Source organism: Thalassospira profundimaris, assembly GCF_003326755.1.
Classification (GTDB): Bacteria; Pseudomonadota; Alphaproteobacteria; order Rhodospirillales; family Thalassospiraceae; genus Thalassospira; species Thalassospira profundimaris_B.
The window spans coordinates 135615-155500 of sequence record NZ_JPWH01000012.1; the positions used below are offsets into that span (position 1 = coordinate 135615).

A 19886-nucleotide genomic window follows, 5' to 3' on the forward strand; every position below is an offset into this window, starting at 1 on the left:
CGGTTTGATTATTCAGGGGGGAAGTGGCTGGATATCAGGCGCGATAACCGATTCGCAAATTGCCCCAGTGTTTGCCGTTAACCATGATCGGCACGTCGCATTCCTTCATGAAAACCACGCGGTCGCCCATATCGCGAAAATAGGTTTGCAGCAAAACCGGCTTGGTATTGCGTGCGGCCATCAGCCCGGCGCGGTCGTCAAAAATGCGGCGGTTACGCGCATTGCCCATATTCCATACCGGGTCATTGGGGCGCTGTGGCTGGCTGAAGGCCTTGTTGTGGGTGGGAAGATAGCCATTCTGGTCCACTGCGGCGACAAACACGACATGCGAGTCCTTGCCCAGGGCGGCTTCCTGCAACGGGGCAAAATGGGCATCGGTGAAATTCAGGAAGGGGGTGGTGAATTGTTTGGGGTCGGTGCCCTCAATCAACTGGTATTTCGGGCGCATCAAATCTTCAAGTTTCAGTTCGCCCTTGCGCACGGCCTCGTCAAACAATTTACCCAGTTGCTGTGCCAGCGGTTTGCCCAGTTCGGCAATTTTTTCATCATGGGCGCGGGTTTTGACCAGCATGTCGTCAATCACCCTGTGGGCCTCTGGTGTGAGCTGGTCAAACTGGATATGGGCACCCAGGCCTGAAACGGCCTTGATCCTGCCATGCAGGCGGGTGTCCTTTTCAAGCGTGATTGAAACCGGTTTTCCGGCATCTTTTTCACTGGCGTCAATTCGGGCGAGCAGACCGGCCGTTGACATATCGGCCGTAACGCCCGTGCGCCGGTCGCCCTTGCCAAAGTCCAGTTCAATATCAACCGCAATCGGTACGCGCCGGTGTGTTACGGATTCCGCCGTGCCTTTGCCGTGTTCCGTTGCGTTGGTGGTGCGCAGAACCGCCCGAAAACGTTCGTCCATTTCCGTTACATCCTGGCGGATGGTGGATGCAAGGCCGCGCAGGTTTTCCGATGTATCACGGGCATTGCGGGCCTTGATATGGGCCGTGCCAATATCGTCGGTAATACCCTGCATGTGGCTGGAAACTTCCTTGGCGCTGGCTGAAATGTCCTCTATCGCACTGGTTTGATGTTGGATGGCATCGGAAATGTCTTGCGACAGTCGGCTGACCTCGTCAATCGATCCGCCAATCCCCTCGATCGCGCCAACGGCCCCTGATGTTGCCTGCTGGATGGCCCTGATTTGGTCGTTAATATCGGAAATGGCCTTTTCAGTTTGTGTCGCCAGATTTTTGACCTCGTTGGCGACCACGGCAAAGCCTTTTCCGGCTTCTCCGGCCCGGGCGGCCTCGATGGTGGCATTCAGGGCCAGCATTTTGGTCTGGTCGGAAATACGTTTGACGATATCAACCACCTTGCCAATTTCCTCGGCGGTATCTGACAGGCTTGCCATTGTGCTGGTTGTTTCCTGCACGCGTGACACCGCCTGGCTGGAAATATCGCTGGTTTGATGGATGCGCTGGGCGATTTCCTGGCTGGAGGATTGTAACTGGTCGGTCGCCGAGGCCACGGTTGCGATATTGCCCGTGGCAATGCCGGTGGTTTCGGTAATGCGTTCCACCAGTTGGGATAATTCGCGCGAATCGGTTTCCATCGTCAGGGAAACGTCTTTCATGCGACCGGCCTGAAAGCCGACTTCGGAAATGATATTGTCGGTTTCGCGTTCAATGATTTCCGAAATCGCCTGTATTTCGCTGTGCGCACCGGTATTGGCGCCAGAAGCGGGGGCTGTGATACGGGCCAGCAGGTGCCCCATATCGGTACAAAAAATGCCGCGCAGGGCATCACAGCAGGCTTGTGCCTTGCTGGCACGCAGGCGAGAGGCCACCAGCCGCAAGGCACTGGCAATAATGCCGTCATAGGCGGCAATAATTGTTGTGGCCGATGGTAAGGGGGACAGGTTTGCGAGTGGATTTTTGGACAAATCGCGGGCAATGGTTTCCGGTCCACTGGCACTCAGCAGGCTTTGCCAGTATTCCGCCATTAATGCCCCCAGGTCCGGCGCGGGGGATGTGCCGGCATTGGCAAGGACTTGGCAAAATTCCTGTGCGATCTGGTTTAAATGCGGCGCGACAATGTCAAACGCGGCAAGCGCATGCGATTGTGAAGTAGCACCGGGGGATGCCTGACGAATATCCATGAGGAACGTCTCCTGTTGATTTACCGGTTTCGCCCGGTAATTCATTTTCTTGTCATGCAGCCTAGCCCTTTATGGGGGCCAAAGTCATTTTGTACTTTAGGCTATGCAAAAAAAACGGATGCCAAAACCCGGCACCCGCAAGTCTGGGCCAGTTGGCCCCGGTTCGATGAATGTAAGGTTAGCGGCCCAAAAGTCCGCGTGTGATAACCTGTGCCTGAATTTCGGCCGCCCCTTCAAAGATATTGAGGATACGGGCATCGCACAAAACCCGGCTGATCTGATATTCGGTGGCATAGCCATTGCCGCCATGAATTTGCAGGGCATTATCGGCATTGGACCAGGCGACGCGCGCGCCCAACAGTTTTGCCATCCCGGCTTCGATATCGCAGCGAATATCCTGGTCTTTTTCGACGGCGGAAAAATAGGTCAATTGGCGGGCGATCATGGTTTCCACCACCATCCAGGCGATTTTGCCGTAAACCCGCGGGAAGGCATAAAGCGGTTTGCCAAACTGCACCCGTTCCTGGGCATAACGCATGCCAATTTCCAGCGCATTTTGCGCCACACCCACGGCACGGGCGGCGGTTTGGATACGGGCGGATTCAAAGGTGGCCATCAATTGTTTAAAGCCCTGGCCTTCCACCCCGCCCAACAGATTTTCCGCCGGAACGGTAAAGCCATCAAAACTAAGCTCGTATTCCTTCATGCCGCGATAGCCCAAAACCTCGATCTCGCCACCGCTCATGCCCTCCGCCGGGAAGGGGGTTTCATCAGTGCCGCGCGGTTTTTCCGCCAGTAACATCGAAAGGCCGCGATAACCGGCTGCATCGGGGTTGGTGCGCGCCAGAAGTGTCATCAAATCGGACCGTGCGGCGTGCGTGATCCAGGTTTTATTGCCCGTCACCTTGTAGCTGTCGCCATCGCGAAGGGCGCGGGTACGCAGATTGGCAAGGTCGGATCCGTTATTGGGTTCGGTAAAAACGGCGGTGGGTAAAATTTCGCCCGATGCCAGCTTGGGCAGGTAATGTTCCTTTTGTGCATCCGTGCCACCCAGGCGAATAAGCTCTGCGGCAATTTCGGAACGGGTGCCAAGCGACCCCACACCGATATATCCGCGCGAGAGTTCTTCGGTCACAACGCACATGGCGGTTTTGCCCATGCCCAGCCCGCCAAATTCTTCGGGGATGGTCAGGCCAAATACACCCAGTTCCGCCATTTCATTGACGATTTCAATCGGGATCAGTTCGTCGCGTTCGTGCCAGCCATGGGCGTGCGGGGTGACTTTTTCATCAACAAAACGGCGGAACTGATCACGCACCATATCCAGGGTTTCGTCTTCCATGCCGCTATCGCCAAATCGGCCGCTTGCCAGGCTGTCATTGATTTCTTCGGCAATGGCGCGGCGGGTGGCATCGCTGTTGCCCTGGGCGATCAGGGTTTTGACTGCGCCATTCTTGGCAAAATTTTCCAGGGCATCTTCGGGTGTTCCCAGGGCACCAAGGCGGATGATTTCACCCTGCGACATGGCAATGCCACCACAAATTTGCGCCAGATATTCGCCAAATGCCGCCTGGGTGATCAATTGTTCCAGCCGTCCCAGGCGTCCCTGTTCCGCAAGCCGGTTGGCCCAGGCATTCATTTGCCGAAGCGCATTGGTATAGGTGGCAAACCAGGCAAAGCCGTGGGCGGCAAACTGGTGATCTTCCATGCGCCCGGCATCAATTTTGCCGTTTTCACATACGGTCTTTTTCACCGCGTCGCGTGTTACCTCGTAAAGCGGTTCCAGTGCGCCAAGCGCCCCGGCGCAAAGATCTTTCAAATCGGGGATCAGGGCATTGTCTGTCATGGCATTCATGGCTTTATCCTGTCTGGCACGCAATCTGGATGCGGGTTCGGGGCTTGTTGAAACGGGCGATATTCTGGCTGATCACACGATCGTTTTAAAGCGGGTCGGGCGATATACCGGTTTGACCAGGCGGGTGATCCTGCCCGAAATGGGCGAATTTCCGGCAGGATCACGCCTGTCACAATCGAAGGGGCATCAGGATAGGGCCAATGGGAAAGCCGCCATCCCCGCCTGTGGGATTATCCTTCGACCGCGTCTTCAAGGGTACGCATGCCCGGTCGTTTGGCCTGGACCAGAACGGCCATGTTGCCCGGTTTATGCTGGTTACGCATCATTTGCATATGGGCGCGCGGAATGTCGTCCCACGAAAAGACTTCCGACATGCTGGGATCAATGCGGCGTTCGATCACCAGTTTGTTGGCCTGTGCAGCCTGTTTGAGATTGGCAAAGTGGCTGCCCTGAATGCGTTTTTGCCGCATCCAGACAAAACGGGCATCGAATGTCAGGTTAAAGCCGGTGGTGCCGGCACAAAACACCACCATGCCGCCCCGTTTGACCACGTTGCACGATACCGGGAAGGTTTGTTCGCCGGGATGTTCAAATACAATGTCAACATCCTCCCCCTTGCCGGTAATCTCCCAGATCGCCTTGCCAAATTTGCGCACCTCTTTCATATAGGCGCCAAATTCCGGGCCATTAACGGTGGGAAGCTGTCCCCAGCAGTCAAAATCCTTGCGGTTGATCACGGCCTTGGCCCCCAGGCCAAGCACGAAATCGCGTTTGCTTTCATCGGAAATGACGCCAATGGCATTGGCCCCGGCCGTGGTGATCAACTGGATCGCCATTGACCCCAGCCCGCCGGACGCCCCCCAAACCAGCACATTGTGGCCCGGGCGCAAAATATGCGGGCGATGACCAAACAGCATGCGATAGGCGGTTGCCAGGGTCAGGGTGTAGCACGCACTTTCTTCCCAGGTCAGATGTTTGGGGCGCGGCATCAACTGTTGGGATTGCACATTGGTAAATTGCGCAAACGATCCATCGGGCGTTTCATAGCCCCAAATACGCTGGGTGGGCGATAACATCGGGTCGCCACCGTTACATTCCTCGTCGTCGCCATCATCCTGGTTGCAATGAATGACAACTTCGTCGCCAACCTTCCAGCGTGTCACCTTCGACCCAACCGCCCAGACAATGCCCGACGCATCGGAACCGGCAATGTGGAACGGTTCGTTATGGACATCAAAAACCGAAATCGGTTTGCCAAGGGCGGCCCAAACACCATTGTAATTCACCCCTGCGGCCATCACCAGCACCAGGACCTCGTGCGAATCCAGGGTGGGGACATCCACCACTTCGCACTGCATTGCGGTATCAGGCTCGCCGTGGCGTTCGCGCCGGATCGCCCAGGCATACATCTGTTTGGGAACATGGCCCAGCGGCGGAATTTCGCCGATCTCATAGAGGTCTTTGACGTCCGGTCCACCCGGGTATGAAATGACTTCAGCGGCTGTATTCATGGCCTTCACTCCTTTTTCGGGCCGCGTAGGGCACGGGATGGCGGCTTGGCGGTTTGGGCGCTAGTGACACACCGGCGAGTCTTCGATGGCGATGGTGCCTAACGCGTTGGTTTTTCTGTCTTGCGTAATTTCTCTTTTATCGCGATGCACAAATTGTTATATAATTACCCAGTAAATGTCTAGTGGGTAATTTAAGAACGTTTTCGTGAAATTTTCGGAAAGCATTCTGGTAACAAATGTACGCGAGGCCGCCATGTCATCTGATCGCACACGCACTGCAACATCGCCGGAACGCGACCGCCCCTGGCTGATTCGCACTTATGCCGGGCACAGCTCGGCCAGCGCGTCCAATGCGCTTTACCGGCAAAACCTGGCAAAGGGGCAAACCGGGCTTTCGGTGGCGTTCGACCTGCCCACACAGACGGGCTATGATTCGGACCATGTGCTGGCACGTGGCGAGGTGGGCAAGGTCGGGGTGCCGGTATCGCATCTGGGCGATATGGAAACCCTGTTTGCGGGCATCCCGCTTGATAAAATGAACACGTCCATGACCATCAATGCCCCGGCGGCCTGGTTGCTGGCATTATATATTGCCGTGGCGGAACGGCAGGGGGTGAAGCGGGCTGATTTGCAGGGCACCACCCAGAACGACATCATCAAGGAATATCTGTCGCGCGGGACCTATATTTTTCCGCCCGCGCCCAGCCTGAAGCTGATTACCGATGTGGCCGCCTTTACCTATCGCGAAATTCCCAAATGGAACCCGATGAATGTGTGTTCCTATCATTTGCAGGAAGCCGGCGCGACGCCGGAACAGGAACTGGCCTTTGCCCTGGCAACGGCAATTGCCGTTCTGGATGCCGTGCGCGAATCGGGCCAGGTGCCGGAAGATGACTTTGCCAAGGTGGTGGGGCGGATTTCGTTTTTTGTGAATGCGGGCATCCGGTTTGTCACCGAAATTTGCAAGATGCGGGCCTTTTGCGAATTGTGGGATGAAATCACCCGCGACCGGTACGGCATTGCCGATGAAAAATACCGCCGGTTTCGTTATGGCGTGCAGGTCAATTCGCTGGGGCTGACCGAACAGCAACCAGAAAACAATGTGTATCGCATCCTGATCGAAATGCTGGCGGTGGTATTGTCAAAAAATGCCCGGGCGCGTGCCGTGCAGCTTCCCGCCTGGAACGAGGCCTTGGGCCTGCCACGCCCGTGGGACCAGCAATGGTCACTGCGCCTGCAACAGATTATGGCTTACGAAACCGACCTTCTGGAATATGAGGATCTGTTTGATGGCAACCCGGCGATTGAGCGCAAGGTTGCCACCCTGAAAGAGGGCGCACGGGCCGAACTTGGCAAGATCGATGCGATGGGCGGGGCGATTGCCGCGGTGGATAGCGGTTATATGAAAGGCGAACTGGTACGGGCCAATGCCAAACGCCTGTTCGACATTGAAAATGGCGTGACCCGCATTGTGGGTGTGAATGCCTTTGTTGAAACCGAACCCTCGCCGTTAACCGCAGAAGGCATTCAGTCGATCATGACGGTCGATGACATGGCCGAGCAGGACCAGATCGCCAAACTGGAACAATGGCGTGCGACACGGGACGATGCCGCGGTTCAGCAAAGCCTCGAACATCTTGCCCGCGCCGCACGGCAGGGCGAAAACATCATGGAACCGTCCATTGCCTGTGCCCATGCCGGGGTAACGACGGGGGAATGGTCACAGGTTTTGCGCGATGTTTTTGGCGAATATCGGGCACCTACCGGGGTTACATCGCTGATATTGGGCGAAGATGATGGTGCGGATGAAAAAATGACCGATCTGCGTGGCAAGGTGGATGCCGTGTCGCAAAAGCTGGGCACACGCATGAAAATGCTGGTCGGCAAACCCGGGCTGGACGGCCATTCAAACGGGGCGGAACAGATTGCCGTGAAGGCGACCGAGGCGGGCATTGACGTGTTATATGATGGTATTCGCTGGACGCCTGACGATCTGGTGCAAAATGCCCTGAAACGCAAGGCGCATATTGTCGGCCTGTCGATATTGTCGGGCTCGCATGTGGCATTGGTGCGTGATGTGGTGCGGGGCCTGCGCGATGCCGGGGCCGGGCATATTCCCGTTGTTGTTGGCGGTATTATCCCCGAATCGGACATGCTGGTGTTGCGTCAAATGGGGGTTGCGGCGGTTTATACCCCCAAGGATTACCAGCTTGCCGGGATTATGGCCGATATGGTGGGCCTGGTTGATGGTAGGGTGACGCAATATGCCGGCCACAATATCGATGATGCCAGCGCCAAACCCACCGAAAATGTCGCGATTTACTAAGAACGCAGCAAATGTTCAGTCGTGATCGTTTGGTATGCTGGTAGATAGGGGCGGGGCGGCGTGGTTTTCGCGACGATCCCGGACCCATTCTTCAAAATCGCGCACGGGTAAGGGTCGTGAAAACAAAAAGCCCTGGATGAAATCACAGCCCTTGTTTTGCAGATATTGCAGTTGTTCGACCTGTTCGACCCCTTCGGCCACGACAGCAAGATGCAGGCTGTGACCAAGGCCGATAACGGCATCGACAATTGCCTTGTCATCCTGATCGACATTGATGTCATTGACAAAAGAACGGTCAATTTTAATCGATGTGACAGGAAAACGTTTAAGGTAATTCAGCGACGAATAACCGGTCCCAAAATCGTCAATGGCGATGCCAACGCCGAGTTTTTTAAGTTCCTTCAGGGTGGAAACGGCTTTCTCCGGATTGTTCATCAGGATCGATTCGGTAATTTCCAGTTCCAGCGTCCCGTGCGGCAGCTTTGTTGTTTCAATTGTCCGGGTTACGGTGCGCAGCAAATCGGCATCCTGGAACTGTGCGGGGGACAGATTTACCGCCATGCGCAGTTCCGGCATGCCGTTTTCCCGCCAGATCTGGGTTTGTTTGCAGGCCTCGCGCAGAACCCACGCCCCGAGTTTGTTGATCAGGCCGCATTCTTCGGCAACGGAAATAAAGTCGCCCGGTAAAATCAGGCCGCGTTCCGGGTGGTTCCAGCGTACCAGCGCCTCGGCACCCACCACTTTCTCCGACAGACAATCGACCTTGGGCTGGTAAAACAGTTCAAGCTGGTCATGCTCCAGCGCATTGCGCAAATCTTCTTCGATTGTTTTGCGTTCCTTGACCCGTTCGTGCATGGACGGCAGGAAAAACCGGTAATTATTGCGCCCTTCGGCCTTGGCGGCATACATCGCCATGTCGGCGTTTTTAACCAGTTGTTCGGGGTTGTCGCCGTCTTCGGGAAACAGGGTAATGCCGATGCTGGCGGTTGAATGCAGGCGAATGCCCCGGCAGTCAAAGGGATGGGCCAGTTCATCAATAATGCGCTGGGCCAGAACGATGGTGTCTTCGATGTTTTGTACATCGGTCTGGATGATGGCGAATTCGTCTCCGCCAAGGCGCGCGGCGGTATCGGAATCGCGAATAATGCGCGACAGGCGCTGCCCCATTTCCTGAATCATCAAATCGCCAACATCATGACCGAAATGGTCGTTGATGTCCTTGAACCGGTCCAGGTCAACAAACAGAACCGTCACACCCCGCTGAAACCGCCGCGCGGACAACAGCGCCTGGCGCAACCGGTCCAGAAACAGGGTGCGGTTGGGCAGGCTGGTCAGCACGTCATGCACGGCCAGGTGGCGCATGCGGGCTTCGGTCTGTTTGCGTTCGGTGATGTCGGTATAGGTGGCAACATAACCGCCGCCGGGCATGGGATTGTGGTCCACCTGCACCACGCGGCCATTGGGGCGGGTGCGCTCCATCCGATAGGGTTCGCGCCGTCGGGCAATGGCAACCCGGTCGGAAATCAGGGCGGGAATGCTTACCTCGCCATATTCGCCGCGTTCGCCATTAAAGCGCAAAATATCGGAAAGCGGCGTTCCTTCCTTCACCAGATCGCGCGGCAGATTCAAAAGCTCGATATAGCGTTCGTTCCACACCATCAGGTTCAGATCCTGGTCAAACAGGCATATTCCCTGGCCGATATTGTGAAGGGTCGCTTCGAGCAGGGCCTGTTTGCGTTGGGCTTCTTCCTGGGCCTGGCCCTGAAGCGTCACCATTTCGTTATATTCGCGAATCAGCAGACCCAGTTCATCGTCACTGTTCCATTCCACCGGGCGTCGCAGGCGGCCATGTTTGGTCATGCGGATGGAATGCAACAGCCTTGAAAGTGGTTCCTTGATCGAACGTTGATTGGCAATCAGCAGGCTGGCCGCGACCACGGCAATCAGCAGGCCAAACAGGATCAGGTCAATGACGATGCGCCGCCACAGCAATTCGCGCACACGGGCTTCGGTAAAATAGATGACCAGTTCGCCAACATCGTGACGCACATTATTGCGTTCAAAATAAACCCGGCGCGACAGGCGCAAGGTATCGCCAAGTTCGGCCTGCGAGGCCCCGGTCCGGGCAAATTCGGTGCCATCAGCACCCAGCGCACGCACGGCAACAATGTCGCGGTCACGGCTCATGGCGTTCAGGGCGGATTCGATATTGTCGACATCCAGATACCAGAACGGTGTTGCCAGCACGCGGGCATTGATATCGGCCGTTTGTTCGATCTTTTCATTCAGATCGTCGCGCAGCACGATATAGCTGGCATACCCGAAAATGACAAACAGGATCAAACAGCACAGGGTCGCGAGCGGCAGGGCGATAAACAGCAACCTGCTACTCAGCGATTTACGCTGCAAAAAGCCATGCGACCCGTGCGGCAATTGTCCCTCCTGCCTGACCTTCTGGTCAGTCGTCCCCCCGATTTGGATGTATATAACTACACATCCGTAGATTGTTCTATCTCAATCCTGTTTGCTAGTGAAACACAAGACCGATTTTAGACATATATTTCAATCTTACGAATAAAAAACTTCCTCACTTCATCATAGCTATTTGCATTTGCATAAATTTTTCAACTTATCGGTGGTTTTGGACAAGCTGAAATTCTATTTTGGAACCGCCAGACGGGCCAGTTCGTCGCATCTTTCGTTTTCCGGATGACCGGCATGGCCCTTGACCCAGTGCCATTCAATTTTGTGCGGGCGGGCTGCGTCCAGCAGGCGCTGCCAGAGTTCGACATTTTTGACCGGCTTTTTGTCGGCGGTTTTCCAGCCGCGTTTTTGCCAGCCAAAAATCCATTTGGTAATACCGTCACGCACATAGGAACTGTCGGTATAGATTTCGACCTGGCAGGGGCGTTTGATGGCTTCCAGGGCGGAAATCGCGGCCATCAGTTCCATGCGGTTATTGGTGGTTTCGGTTTCACCGCCCGACATTTCCTTTTCAACACCCTTATAGCGCAAAATAGCACCCCAGCCGCCGGGGCCGGGATTGCCGCTGCAGGCGCCGTCGGTAAAGATTGTGACAATGTTGGTGTTATCATTGCTCATGGCTTACAAATCGCCGATGCCATAGGCGGCGGGCGATGTCACCTTTTGGTGAAAGCGCAACTTGCTGATATATTCACGCGGGTCTTTGGGTGTTACCAGCGCACCTTCGGGCGTGTTGATCCAGTCATACAGCCGGGTCAGCAAAAACCGCAAAGCCGATCCGCGCGCCAGAACCGGCAGGGCGGCAATTTCATCCGCCCCAAGTGGGCGGGTGCGGGTGTAATGGGCCAGCAGGTTTTGAGCCTTGGTTACGTTAAAGCTGTTGTCGGGTTCAAAGCACCAGGCATTCATGCAGATCGCGATGTCATAGGCCAGTAAATCATTGCAGGCAAAATAGAAATCGATCAGCCCCGAAACCTCTTCCTGCCCCGGAAAGAAAAAGACGTTATCGGTAAAAAGGTCGGCATGGATGACCCCGGCAGGCAGCTTTGCCGGCCAGTTGGTTTCCAGATAATCCAGTTCCGCAGCAATCATGGCGGAAAGGCCGGGCATGATGTCGTCGGCCCCGTTGCCGCAACTTTCAAATAATGGTCGCCAGGATTTGACCGACAGGGCATTGGCGCGGTAATTGTCAAAATCCTGCCCGGCCAGATGAAATTGCGCCAGCGCATCGCCCAGTCCCGCACAGTGATGGGGCAAAACGCGGCGGGGCGACATGCCCTGCAAAAACGATGTAATGGCCGCCGGGCGACCACACAGGCGGCGGAGCGCAACACCGTCGGTGCCATGAATCGGGGTCGGGCAGTTCAGGCCCTTTGATGACAAATGGTCCATCAAGCCCAGAAAAAACGGCAGGTCGTCGGGATTTACGCGTTTTTCATACAGGGTCAGGATGAAGGGTGCCTGATCGGTATGCAAAAGGAAGTTGGTGTTTTCAACACCCTCGGCAATGCCTTTGAAGGAAACCACTTTGCCGATGTCATATTCCGCAACGAAACGGGCGATATCTTCATCGGATACATCGGTATAGACGGCCATCGGCGGGCAATTCCTTAGCTGGCAAGTTCGCGGGGCAGTTTGAAGGTCACGTTTTCGTCGGTCAGAGTAATGGTTTCAACAGTTACATTGAACCGTTCACGGCAGGCTTCAATCACTTCCTCGACCAGCACTTCGGGGGCCGATGCCCCGGCGGTAATGCCCAGGGTTTTGATATTTTCCAGTTTTGACCAGTCAATGTCGCGTGCCCGTTCCACCAAAACCGAAACCGCACAGCCTTCGCGCCGGGCCACTTCAACCAGGCGGTTGGAATTCGATGAATTGGGCGCACCCAACACCAAAATTGCGTCGGCGCGTTCGGCAATCATTTTGACCGCGTGCTGGCGGTTGGTGGTGGCATAACAGATATCTTCCTTTTTCGGCACCGAAATGGCCGGGAAGCGTTCCTGCAAAATGGCAATCATTTTGGCGGTGTCATCCAGCGACAGGGTCGTTTGGGTGACAAAGGCGATATTTTCCGGGTCGCCGACCGCAACCTTGCGGGCATCATCTTCGGTTTCAATCAGGGTCATGCTGCCCTCGGGCAACTGTCCCATTGTCCCGACGACTTCGGGGTGCCCGGCATGACCAATCAGCAAAATGTGCTTGCCTTCATTGTGATGGCGTTCGGCCTCGCGATGGACCTTTGATACCAGCGGGCAGGTGGCATCCAGGTAATGCAGGGCACGTTTTTCGGCATTTTCCGGCACCGATTTGGGCACACCGTGGGCGGAAAAAATGACGGGCACGCCATCGGGCACGGCATCCAGCTCGTCAACAAACACAGCGCCCATATCGCGTAGGCGATCCACGACGAATTTGTTGTGCACAATTTCGTGGCGGACATAAACCGGCGCACCATATTTGTGCAACGCCTTTTCGACAATTTCGATGGCGCGGTCTACCCCGGCGCAAAAGCCGCGCGGGTTGGCCAGAAGAATATCCAGGTCTGGTTTGTCGGGCATGGGTCCGCCTCGAATGATCGGAATGCCGAATATACCGGCATCCTGTTGAAAGCTGTTTTGCGTTACATAACGCGCCTGTGCCAAAGGTGCAATGATGGGACGTTTTAATATTGGCGGTAATTGGGGGTAATTGCGCTTGGAACCCGGGCAATTTTGCCAGTTGTAATGCCCCGGGCCGGGAAAAACGAAGGGCGGCGCGGCAATGGTGTGGGCAGGCCGGGGGCCAGGTGCCCTCCTGCGGGGAATATTGGGGGCGGAAATTGCCTCCACATTGTTGCTGCAACGGGTTGTGCCGGAAAGATCAACAGCATAGACTGCGGCAAACTACCGGTGCCGGGTGCTGACTTCGGCGTGTCTGATCAATGAGGCTTTGATGACGATTGCATGCAATCTGCGGCGCGCAAGTGCGCTTGGTGTGGTTCTGATGGCGGCTGCCGGTCTGGCAGCCTGTGGTTCGGATCCGTTTGACGAAACACCGGTTCCGGCCTGCCCGCGTGCCTTTTTGCCTAGTGATACCGCCCAGTTGACCGAATTCAGTGCCCAGGGGCGGGATCTGACCGATGTGGTTTTTGGTGCGGAAATGGAAGGTTATAAAGGCGAATGCAGCTATGACCTTGAAGACAAGCAGCTTGATATTCTGATCAGCCCGCAATTTACCGCCCAGATGGGGCCGGCGGCAAAGGACCGGACCCAGCAACTGCAATATTTTGTCGCGCTTAAAAATCCGGCGGGCGAATTTGTTCAGAAATCGGTTTTTGATGTCAATCTGACCTTCCCGAAAGATGCCAATCGGGTGCGCTATACGGACGAGCAGGTGGCCCTTCATGTGCCGCTGTCCGATGTGAATTCCGGGCCGAATTACGAAATTTACATGGGCTTCCAGTTGACCCGTGCGCAACTGGATTACAATCGCCGTTTTGAAAAGTAACTGGCGGTTGAGGGTATCCTGATCGGGAACAGGGCGTTTGGAATTTTTTTAAACCGGTGACGCATTTCTAATGTTTTGACTGGTGCAATCGTCCTGTTATCCGTATAAGGGGCCATACCCAAGTGATCCCCGTGGGAGAGTTCCGCGATCATTTAACAATGGTGCGCGGACGCCGAAGGAGCAACCACCCCGGAAACTCTCAGGCATCATGGACCGCAGGGAGATGGGACTCTGGAAAGCAGGCGGCATGATGTGTCATGTATGCCTCGCCGAAGATGTAAGCTATTGCCGGTGGCATTTTGCCACCTCGCAGGGTGATTCTTTCAGGCTCCAAGACAGAGGGGGATGTGGTTGGCCACTGGTCGGCTATATTTCTCAACGACTGTCACGGAGAGCCTGATGGCGGACCCAAACGCTGAAAACCTGCTGAAAACAGCCCTTTATGATCTGCATGTGGAACTGGGTGCCAAAATGGTGCCCTTCGCGGGCTATGCCATGCCGGTGCAATATCCGCTGGGTGTAAAGGGCGAACATCTGCATACCCGTGCCAAGGCCGGTTTGTTTGATGTCTCGCATATGGGGCAGGTGCGCCTGACCGGGGAACACCGCGTGGCGGAGCTCGAAAAGCTTGTGCCTGGTGATATTGCCCTTCTGAAACCGGGCCGCACCCGTTATTCCGCCTTTACCAATGACGATGGCACCATCCTTGACGACCTTATGATCACCAATGCGGGCGACAGCCTGTTTCTGGTCATCAATGCGGCCTGCAAGGATGACGATATTGTCCACATGCGCGCCAACCTTGATAACGGGGTGGAACTGGTTGAACTGACCGATCGTGCCCTGATGGCCCTGCAGGGGCCGGAAGCCGCCAATGTGCTGGCCCGGTTTGCGCCCGACGTTGCGACCATGAAATTCATGTCCTTTGGCGAAATCGATATTGCCGGGATTCCCTGCTTTGTCACCCGTTCGGGTTATACGGGCGAAGACGGATATGAAATTTCCGTGCCGGATTCGGATGCCGATAAACTGGCCCGCCTGCTGCTGGCCGAAGACGAGGTGGAGGCGATTGGTCTTGGCGCCCGCGATTCCCTGCGCCTTGAGGCCGGTCTGTGTCTGTATGGCAATGACATTGATACCACCACCACCCCGGTGGAAGGTGATCTGAACTGGATCATCAATAAACGCCGCCGCGAAGAGGGTGGTTTTCTGGGGGCTGACATTATTCTTGATCAGCTTGCCAACGGGGCGGATCGTAAACGCGTCGGGATTAAACCCGAAGGCAAGGCGCCAGCGCGCGAACATACCGCTGTGCTGGACCAGGAAGGAAACGAAATTGGTGAAATCACCAGTGGCGGCTTTGGCCCCACCGTGGATGCGCCGATTGCCATGGGCTATGTCGCAATCGAATTTGCCAAGCCCGGCACCAAGGTGGACCTGATGGTCCGTGGCAAGGCCCGCCCGGCGGAAATCGTCGCGCTGCCTTTTGCCCCGCATCGCTATTTCCGCGGCTAAGGCAGCTTTGGCTGCCCACCCGCACCAGGATTTACACAGACAACCAAATTTGCAGGGACAAATCAAAATGGCTAAGAAATTCTCCAAAGAACATGAATGGCTGGAAATCGACGGCGATGTGGCAACCGTCGGCATTACCGACCATGCCCAGCAGGCCCTTGGCGACATCGTTTATGTCGAACTGCCGGAAATCGGCAAAAAGCTTGCCAAGGATGGCGATGCCGCTGTTGTTGAATCGGTCAAGGCCGCCAGCGACGTTTACGCACCGGTGGATGGCGAAGTTGTCGAAGCCAACGAAGAATTGGATGCCAACCCGGCACTGGTCAACGAATCGCCGGAAAATGATGGCTGGTTCTTCAAGATCAAATTGTCCGATGCGTCCCAGCTTGATGATCTGATGGACGAAGCTGCCTATAAGGCATTTGTCGAAGGTCTGGAGGACTGATGCGTTACCTTCCGTTGACCCAGGCTGACCGCGCCTCGATGCTGGAAACCATCGGGGCGGGCTCGGTCGATGAACTTTATTGCGATGTGCCCGAAGGCGCGTTGCTCAAGGAGCCGGTCGATCTGCCGCACCATCAGGGTGAAATGCAGGTCGAACGCGATATGGCGAAACTTGCTGCCAAAAACATGGGGACGGCATCCGCCCCCAGTTTCCTTGGCGCAGGGGCCTATCGCCACCACATTCCCGCCACGGTGGATTACATCATTCAGCGTGGCGAATTCCTGACCGCCTACACCCCCTATCAGCCGGAAATTGCCCAGGGTACCCTGCAATATCTGTTTGAATTCCAGACCCAGGTGGCCTCCATCACCGATATGGATGTTGCCAATGCCTCGATGTGGGATGGGGCAACATCCTGTGCCGAAGCCGTACTGATGGCCTGCCGGGCGACCCGTCGGAAAAAGGCGGTTTTGTCGGGCGGTTTGCATCCGCATTATCGCGAAGTGACCGAAACCTATTGCCAGTACAGCGATACCCAGGTTGCCGGTCGCGATGGTCACCCCGAACACCAGGCCACCGCCGATGAACTTGACGATCTGATCGATGATCAGACCGCCTGTGTTGTCGTGCAGTACCCGGATGTTTTCGGCCGCCTTTCAGACCACACCAAACTGGCCGAAGCCTGCCATGCCAAGGGCGCGCTTTTGGTTGTTGTCTTTACCGAAGCCGTTGCCTTTGGCGCGATCAAATCGCCGGGCAGCTTTGGGGCCGACATCGTTTGCGGCGAAGGCCAGTCCATTGGTAACGCGCTGGGTTATGGCGGGCCGTATGTTGGTCTGTTTGCCACCACCAGCAAACTTGTCCGTCAGATGCCCGGTCGCCTGTGTGGCGAAACCGTCGATCAGGATGGCAAGCGTGGTTTTGTGCTGACCCTTTCGACCCGTGAACAGCATATTCGCCGTGAAAAGGCGACATCGAACATTTGCACCAATTCAGGGCTCTGTTCGCTGGCCTTCACCGTGCATATGAGCCTTCTGGGCGAAGATGGTTATCGCAAGCTGGCCGCCATTAACCATGAACGCGCCGTGACCACCGCCGATGCGCTGGATGCGGTTGACGGGGTTGAGGTGGTTAATGACAGCTTCTTTAACGAATTTACCGTGAAGCTGGCAAAACCGGCAGCCGAAGTGGTCGAAGCCCTGGTCGCACGTGGCATTCTGGCCGGTGTGCCATTGTCGCGCCTGTATCCGAACCGCGACGATCTGGGGCAGTATATGCTGGTTGCTGCAACCGAAACCAACACCGATGACGATATTGCGGCCCTTGCCGCCGCCTTAAAGGAGGTGCTGGCATGACGTTTCAGACCCATACCGGCAATCGTGGCCTTGTTATTGAAGAAAAACTGATTTTCGAGATGGGCGAACCGGGCCGCAGCGGCGTTGACCTGCCGGATCCGGCACCGGTCAAAAGCCGCCTCGGTGGTCTTGCCCGCGATGAAAATAGCGAAATCGGCCTTCCTGGGCTGTCCGAACCGCAGGTAGTGCGTCACTTCACCCGCCTGAGCCAGAAGAATTTCGGGATCGATTCCGGTTTCTTCCCGCTGGGTTCGTGCACCATGAAGCACAATCCGCGTTTAAATGAAAAGGTCGCCCGGTTGCCCGGCATTGCCGATCTGCATCCGATGCAGCCCGAAAGCACCGTTCAGGGCGCGCTGGAACTGATCGACCAGTGCGCGCACTGGCTGCTTGTTCTGACCGGGATGCCCGCCATTGCCATGTCGCCGGCGGCAGGTGCCCAGGGGGAATTGTGCGGGATGATGGCCATTCGTGCCGCCCTGGATGCCCGTGGTGAAAACCGTCGTCGTGTCCTGGTGCCGGAATCGGCCCACGGGACCAATCCGGCAACGGCTGCTGCCTGTGGCTTTACGGTGGACTCGATCCCCGCAACCGAAGATGGCCGGGTTGATCTGGCCGCCTTTGAAGCCAAGCTGGGTGATGATGTGGCTGGCATCATGCTGACCAACCCCAATACCTGTGGTCTGTTTGAACGCGACGTTCGCAAGATCGCCGATCTGGTTCATGCCGCTGGTGGCTATTTTTACTGCGATGGGGCGAACTTTAATGCCATTGTTGGCCGTGTCCGCCCGGCTGACCTTGGCATTGATGCCATGCACATCAACCTGCACAAAACCTTTTCCACCCCGCATGGTGGCGGTGGGCCGGGTTCCGGGCCGGTGGTGTTTTCGGATGCGCTGGCACCGTTTGCACCGATTCCCTATGTGGTCAAAACCGAAGACGGTTTCCATCTGGTGGAAACTGCCGAGGAAAAAGACGGTAAAAAGCCGTTTGGCCGGCTTAAGGGCTTTCATGGGCAAATGGGCATGTTTGTGCGCGCCCTGTCTTACATGAAAAGCCACGGGGCCGACGGGTTGCGCCAGGCATCGGGCGATGCGGTTTTGAATGCCAACTATTTGCTGGCACGTCTTAAAACCAAACTCAGCGTCGCGTTTCCGGGCTATTGCATGCACGAGGCCCTGTTTGATGATGATTTCCTGAAAGGGACCGGTGTTTCGACGCTGGATCTTGCCAAGGCCATCATTGATGAAGGCTTCCATCCGATGACCATGTATTTCCCGCTGGTGGTGCATGGGGCGCTTTTGATCGAGCCGACCGAAACCGAAACCAGGGAATCGATTGACCAGTTCTGCGACGCGGTACTGTCACTGGTTGCCAAGGCAGAGGCGGGTGATTCGGAATTCTTCAAAAACGCCCCCTATCTGACCCCGCGCCGCCGTCTTGATGAAACGGCAGCAGCGCGCAAACCGATTTTGCGCTGGAGCCCGTCAAACGCTTGATCCGCAATGCGGCAGCGCGACTTTTTACACCCCGGTCGAAAGCCCGGGGTGTTCTTTTTCAAGGGCTTGATCTTGAAACCCGTTGGACTCGTCGCAATCTGGCCCCTTATAATCCGTGTGCGTTTGTATTGGTCGGTCCAGTTGGGGAGACCGAACGCCTGAATGCGAGAGTGGGAGACCAGGACATTTTGTCCGCGGTGGAGGTATATGACTGTTATGACGCGTCCCGTGCAGAAAGTTTTTACAGCCGAACGACGTTTGCGCGAACGTCAGGGGGCTGTTGTTGAAGACTGGTCGGATTCCTTTTTTGATCCGTCGCTTGAAACTGGCATGGGGGCAGGCGGGGGAACCGTGTCTTCTGCCCCGGCAAGTGTTGCGCTGCCGGCCCAGGGGGGCGGTGGCAATCAGGAAATACTTGAAGAAATTCGTGCCATGCGCGCCGAGATGGCCCAATTGCGCAACGCCATAGCAAATGGTGCCGTTGTTACGGGCGATGGCGGGCAGAACCCTGCGCGTGACGATATGCCCTCGGCCCTGGCGGAACCGGCAAGTCCGGAACCGGTTGATGTTTTGCCAGAACCTGTTTCAAGCCGGCCTTCGCATTCCAATCGTCCCGGTGCCAGCGAGCCGGACCGCGATGACCTTGAACTGATCCGTGGTCAGATCGAGGAAATGAACGAACATATTCACAAGGCCAAAATCCAGATTGCAGCCCTGCGCCATCCCAAGGCGACCGATGACCGGCTGGTAACAGCAGCGAGCGAGCTTGACGCCATCGTCAAGGATACCGAAATGGCGACCCACACCATTCTGGAATCGGCCGAACAGATCGATGATCTGGCAATGACATTGAAAAACTCTGCCACCAGCGATTTTGTCGCCGATCATGTCGAACAGATCGCCTTTATCGTCACCAAGATTTTTGAATCCTGTAACTTCCAGGACATTACCGGCCAGCGCATCAACAAGGTGGTCAAAACCCTCGAATTTGTTGAAAAACGCGTGCACAACATGATCCTGATCTGGGGTGAGGATGCGTTCGCCGACTTGCCGATGTCAGAAGAGGAAGAAGAAGTTGCCAAGGCCGAGGATTCGGATCTTCTGAATGGTCCGCAAATGGAAGGCGAGGGGATCAGCCAGGACGATATCGACAAATTGTTTGATTAAAAGTCCGATTGCGCTTTGGGGTGTCCGGTTTGGACATATCCATAAAGTGCGGATAGGGGAAACGATTTAGGGTCCAGACTCATTCAAATCCAGTAGC

General features: G+C 55.9%; 14 protein-coding genes and 2 riboswitches. Of the genes, 7 read left to right on the top strand and 7 right to left on the bottom strand.

The annotated features are described in order from the left end of the window. Positions 1 to 34: 34 nt before the first annotated feature. The 3 genes from TH25_RS15115 to ccrA form a co-directional block, all read right to left on the bottom strand. A complete protein-coding gene (locus TH25_RS15115; RefSeq protein WP_114089184.1) occupies positions 35 to 2146 on the bottom strand; it encodes a methyl-accepting chemotaxis protein in 2112 nt (703 codons plus the stop codon). A gap of 178 nt (positions 2147 to 2324) precedes the next feature. Continuing rightward, the gene (locus tag TH25_RS15120) at positions 2325 to 3992 is read right to left on the bottom strand and encodes an acyl-CoA dehydrogenase family protein (RefSeq protein WP_114089208.1); all 1668 of its coding nucleotides are present in this window, start codon (positions 3990 to 3992) and stop codon (positions 2325 to 2327) included. 239 nt (positions 3993 to 4231) lie between these two features. Further along, the gene (ccrA, locus tag TH25_RS15125; RefSeq protein WP_114089185.1) at positions 4232 to 5512 is read right to left on the bottom strand and encodes a crotonyl-CoA carboxylase/reductase; all 1281 of its coding nucleotides are present in this window, start codon (positions 5510 to 5512) and stop codon (positions 4232 to 4234) included. A 253-nt stretch (positions 5513 to 5765) separates the two neighbouring features. On the opposite strand from ccrA, the gene TH25_RS15130 reads away from it, so the two are divergent. Continuing rightward, on the top strand, positions 5766 to 7838 hold the full coding sequence (locus TH25_RS15130) for a protein meaA (RefSeq protein WP_114089209.1): 2073 nt from the start codon (positions 5766 to 5768) through the stop codon (positions 7836 to 7838). Between the two features lie 15 nt (positions 7839 to 7853). On the opposite strand, the gene TH25_RS15135 is transcribed toward TH25_RS15130, so the two are convergent. The 4 genes from TH25_RS15135 to ispH all read right to left on the bottom strand — a co-directional run bounded on the left by TH25_RS15135 (position 7854) and on the right by ispH (position 12880). After that, the gene (locus tag TH25_RS15135) at positions 7854 to 10271 is read right to left on the bottom strand and encodes a putative bifunctional diguanylate cyclase/phosphodiesterase (RefSeq protein ID WP_258549175.1); all 2418 of its coding nucleotides are present in this window, start codon (positions 10269 to 10271) and stop codon (positions 7854 to 7856) included. 225 nt (positions 10272 to 10496) lie between these two features. After that, positions 10497 to 10940 carry a ribonuclease HI gene (gene rnhA, locus TH25_RS15140; protein ID WP_114089186.1) on the bottom strand — a complete coding sequence of 148 codons (444 nt, stop codon included), beginning with the start codon at positions 10938 to 10940 and terminating at the stop codon, positions 10497 to 10499. Between the two features lie 3 nt (positions 10941 to 10943). Next, the gene (locus tag TH25_RS15145) at positions 10944 to 11918 is read right to left on the bottom strand and encodes a homoserine kinase (protein WP_114089187.1); all 975 of its coding nucleotides are present in this window, start codon (positions 11916 to 11918) and stop codon (positions 10944 to 10946) included. A 14-nt stretch (positions 11919 to 11932) separates the two neighbouring features. Then, positions 11933 to 12880 carry a 4-hydroxy-3-methylbut-2-enyl diphosphate reductase gene (gene ispH / locus TH25_RS15150; protein WP_114089211.1) on the bottom strand — a complete coding sequence of 316 codons (948 nt, stop codon included), beginning with the start codon at positions 12878 to 12880 and terminating at the stop codon, positions 11933 to 11935. Between the two features lie 373 nt (positions 12881 to 13253). Between ispH and TH25_RS15155 the strand changes: the two genes are divergently transcribed. The 6 genes from TH25_RS15155 to TH25_RS15180 all read left to right on the top strand — a co-directional run bounded on the left by TH25_RS15155 (position 13254) and on the right by TH25_RS15180 (position 19789). Next, positions 13254 to 13808: a hypothetical protein gene (locus tag TH25_RS15155; protein ID WP_114089188.1), complete on the top strand. Its 555-nt coding sequence runs from the start codon at positions 13254 to 13256 to the stop codon at positions 13806 to 13808. Positions 13809 to 13930: 122 nt separating this feature from the next. Continuing rightward, a riboswitch (glycine riboswitch) is annotated at positions 13931 to 14034 on the top strand. 3 nt (positions 14035 to 14037) lie between these two features. After that, a riboswitch (glycine riboswitch) is annotated at positions 14038 to 14149 on the top strand. A gap of 58 nt (positions 14150 to 14207) precedes the next feature. Further along, positions 14208 to 15323 carry a glycine cleavage system aminomethyltransferase GcvT gene (gene gcvT, locus TH25_RS15160; RefSeq protein ID WP_114089189.1) on the top strand — a complete coding sequence of 372 codons (1116 nt, stop codon included), beginning with the start codon at positions 14208 to 14210 and terminating at the stop codon, positions 15321 to 15323. 67 nt (positions 15324 to 15390) lie between these two features. After that, on the top strand, positions 15391 to 15768 hold the full coding sequence (gene gcvH / locus TH25_RS15165) for a glycine cleavage system protein GcvH (RefSeq protein ID WP_114089190.1): 378 nt from the start codon (positions 15391 to 15393) through the stop codon (positions 15766 to 15768). Beyond that, complete coding sequence (gene gcvPA, locus TH25_RS15170; RefSeq protein ID WP_114089191.1) at positions 15768 to 17123, top strand: aminomethyl-transferring glycine dehydrogenase subunit GcvPA; 1356 nt, start codon at positions 15768 to 15770, stop codon at positions 17121 to 17123. The genes gcvH and gcvPA overlap by 1 nt, the downstream gene beginning before the upstream one ends. Next, a complete protein-coding gene (gene gcvPB, locus TH25_RS15175; protein ID WP_114089192.1) occupies positions 17120 to 18622 on the top strand; it encodes an aminomethyl-transferring glycine dehydrogenase subunit GcvPB in 1503 nt (500 codons plus the stop codon). The genes gcvPA and gcvPB overlap by 4 nt, the downstream gene beginning before the upstream one ends. Positions 18623 to 18838: 216 nt before the next feature. Further along, entirely contained in the window at positions 18839 to 19789 is a 951-nt protein-coding gene (locus TH25_RS15180) for a protein phosphatase CheZ (protein WP_114089193.1), read from the top strand. Positions 19790 to 19886 lie beyond the last annotated feature (97 nt).

What these genes read in the sequence shown, in the direction of transcription:
- TH25_RS15130 (WP_114089209.1), top strand. Translation starts at nt 5,766, where the DNA reads ATGTCATCTGATCGCACACGCACTGCAACATCGCCGGAACGCGACCGC.
- gcvPB (WP_114089192.1), top strand. Translation starts at nt 17,120, where the DNA reads ATGACGTTTCAGACCCATACCGGCAATCGTGGCCTTGTTATTGAAGAA.
- TH25_RS15180 (WP_114089193.1), top strand. Translation starts at nt 18,839, where the DNA reads ATGACGCGTCCCGTGCAGAAAGTTTTTACAGCCGAACGACGTTTGCGC.
- gcvT (WP_114089189.1), top strand. Translation starts at nt 14,208, where the DNA reads ATGGCGGACCCAAACGCTGAAAACCTGCTGAAAACAGCCCTTTATGAT.
- TH25_RS15115 (WP_114089184.1), bottom strand. Translation starts at nt 2,146, where the DNA reads ATGGATATTCGTCAGGCATCCCCCGGTGCTACTTCACAATCGCATGCG.
- ccrA (WP_114089185.1), bottom strand. Translation starts at nt 5,512, where the DNA reads ATGAATACAGCCGCTGAAGTCATTTCATACCCGGGTGGACCGGACGTC.
- rnhA (WP_114089186.1), bottom strand. Translation starts at nt 10,940, where the DNA reads ATGAGCAATGATAACACCAACATTGTCACAATCTTTACCGACGGCGCC.
- TH25_RS15145 (WP_114089187.1), bottom strand. Translation starts at nt 11,918, where the DNA reads ATGGCCGTCTATACCGATGTATCCGATGAAGATATCGCCCGTTTCGTT.
- ispH (WP_114089211.1), bottom strand. Translation starts at nt 12,880, where the DNA reads ATGCCCGACAAACCAGACCTGGATATTCTTCTGGCCAACCCGCGCGGC.
- gcvH (WP_114089190.1), top strand. Translation starts at nt 15,391, where the DNA reads ATGGCTAAGAAATTCTCCAAAGAACATGAATGGCTGGAAATCGACGGC.
- gcvPA (WP_114089191.1), top strand. Translation starts at nt 15,768, where the DNA reads ATGCGTTACCTTCCGTTGACCCAGGCTGACCGCGCCTCGATGCTGGAA.
- TH25_RS15120 (WP_114089208.1), bottom strand. Translation starts at nt 3,992, where the DNA reads ATGACAGACAATGCCCTGATCCCCGATTTGAAAGATCTTTGCGCCGGG.
- TH25_RS15155 (WP_114089188.1), top strand. Translation starts at nt 13,254, where the DNA reads ATGACGATTGCATGCAATCTGCGGCGCGCAAGTGCGCTTGGTGTGGTT.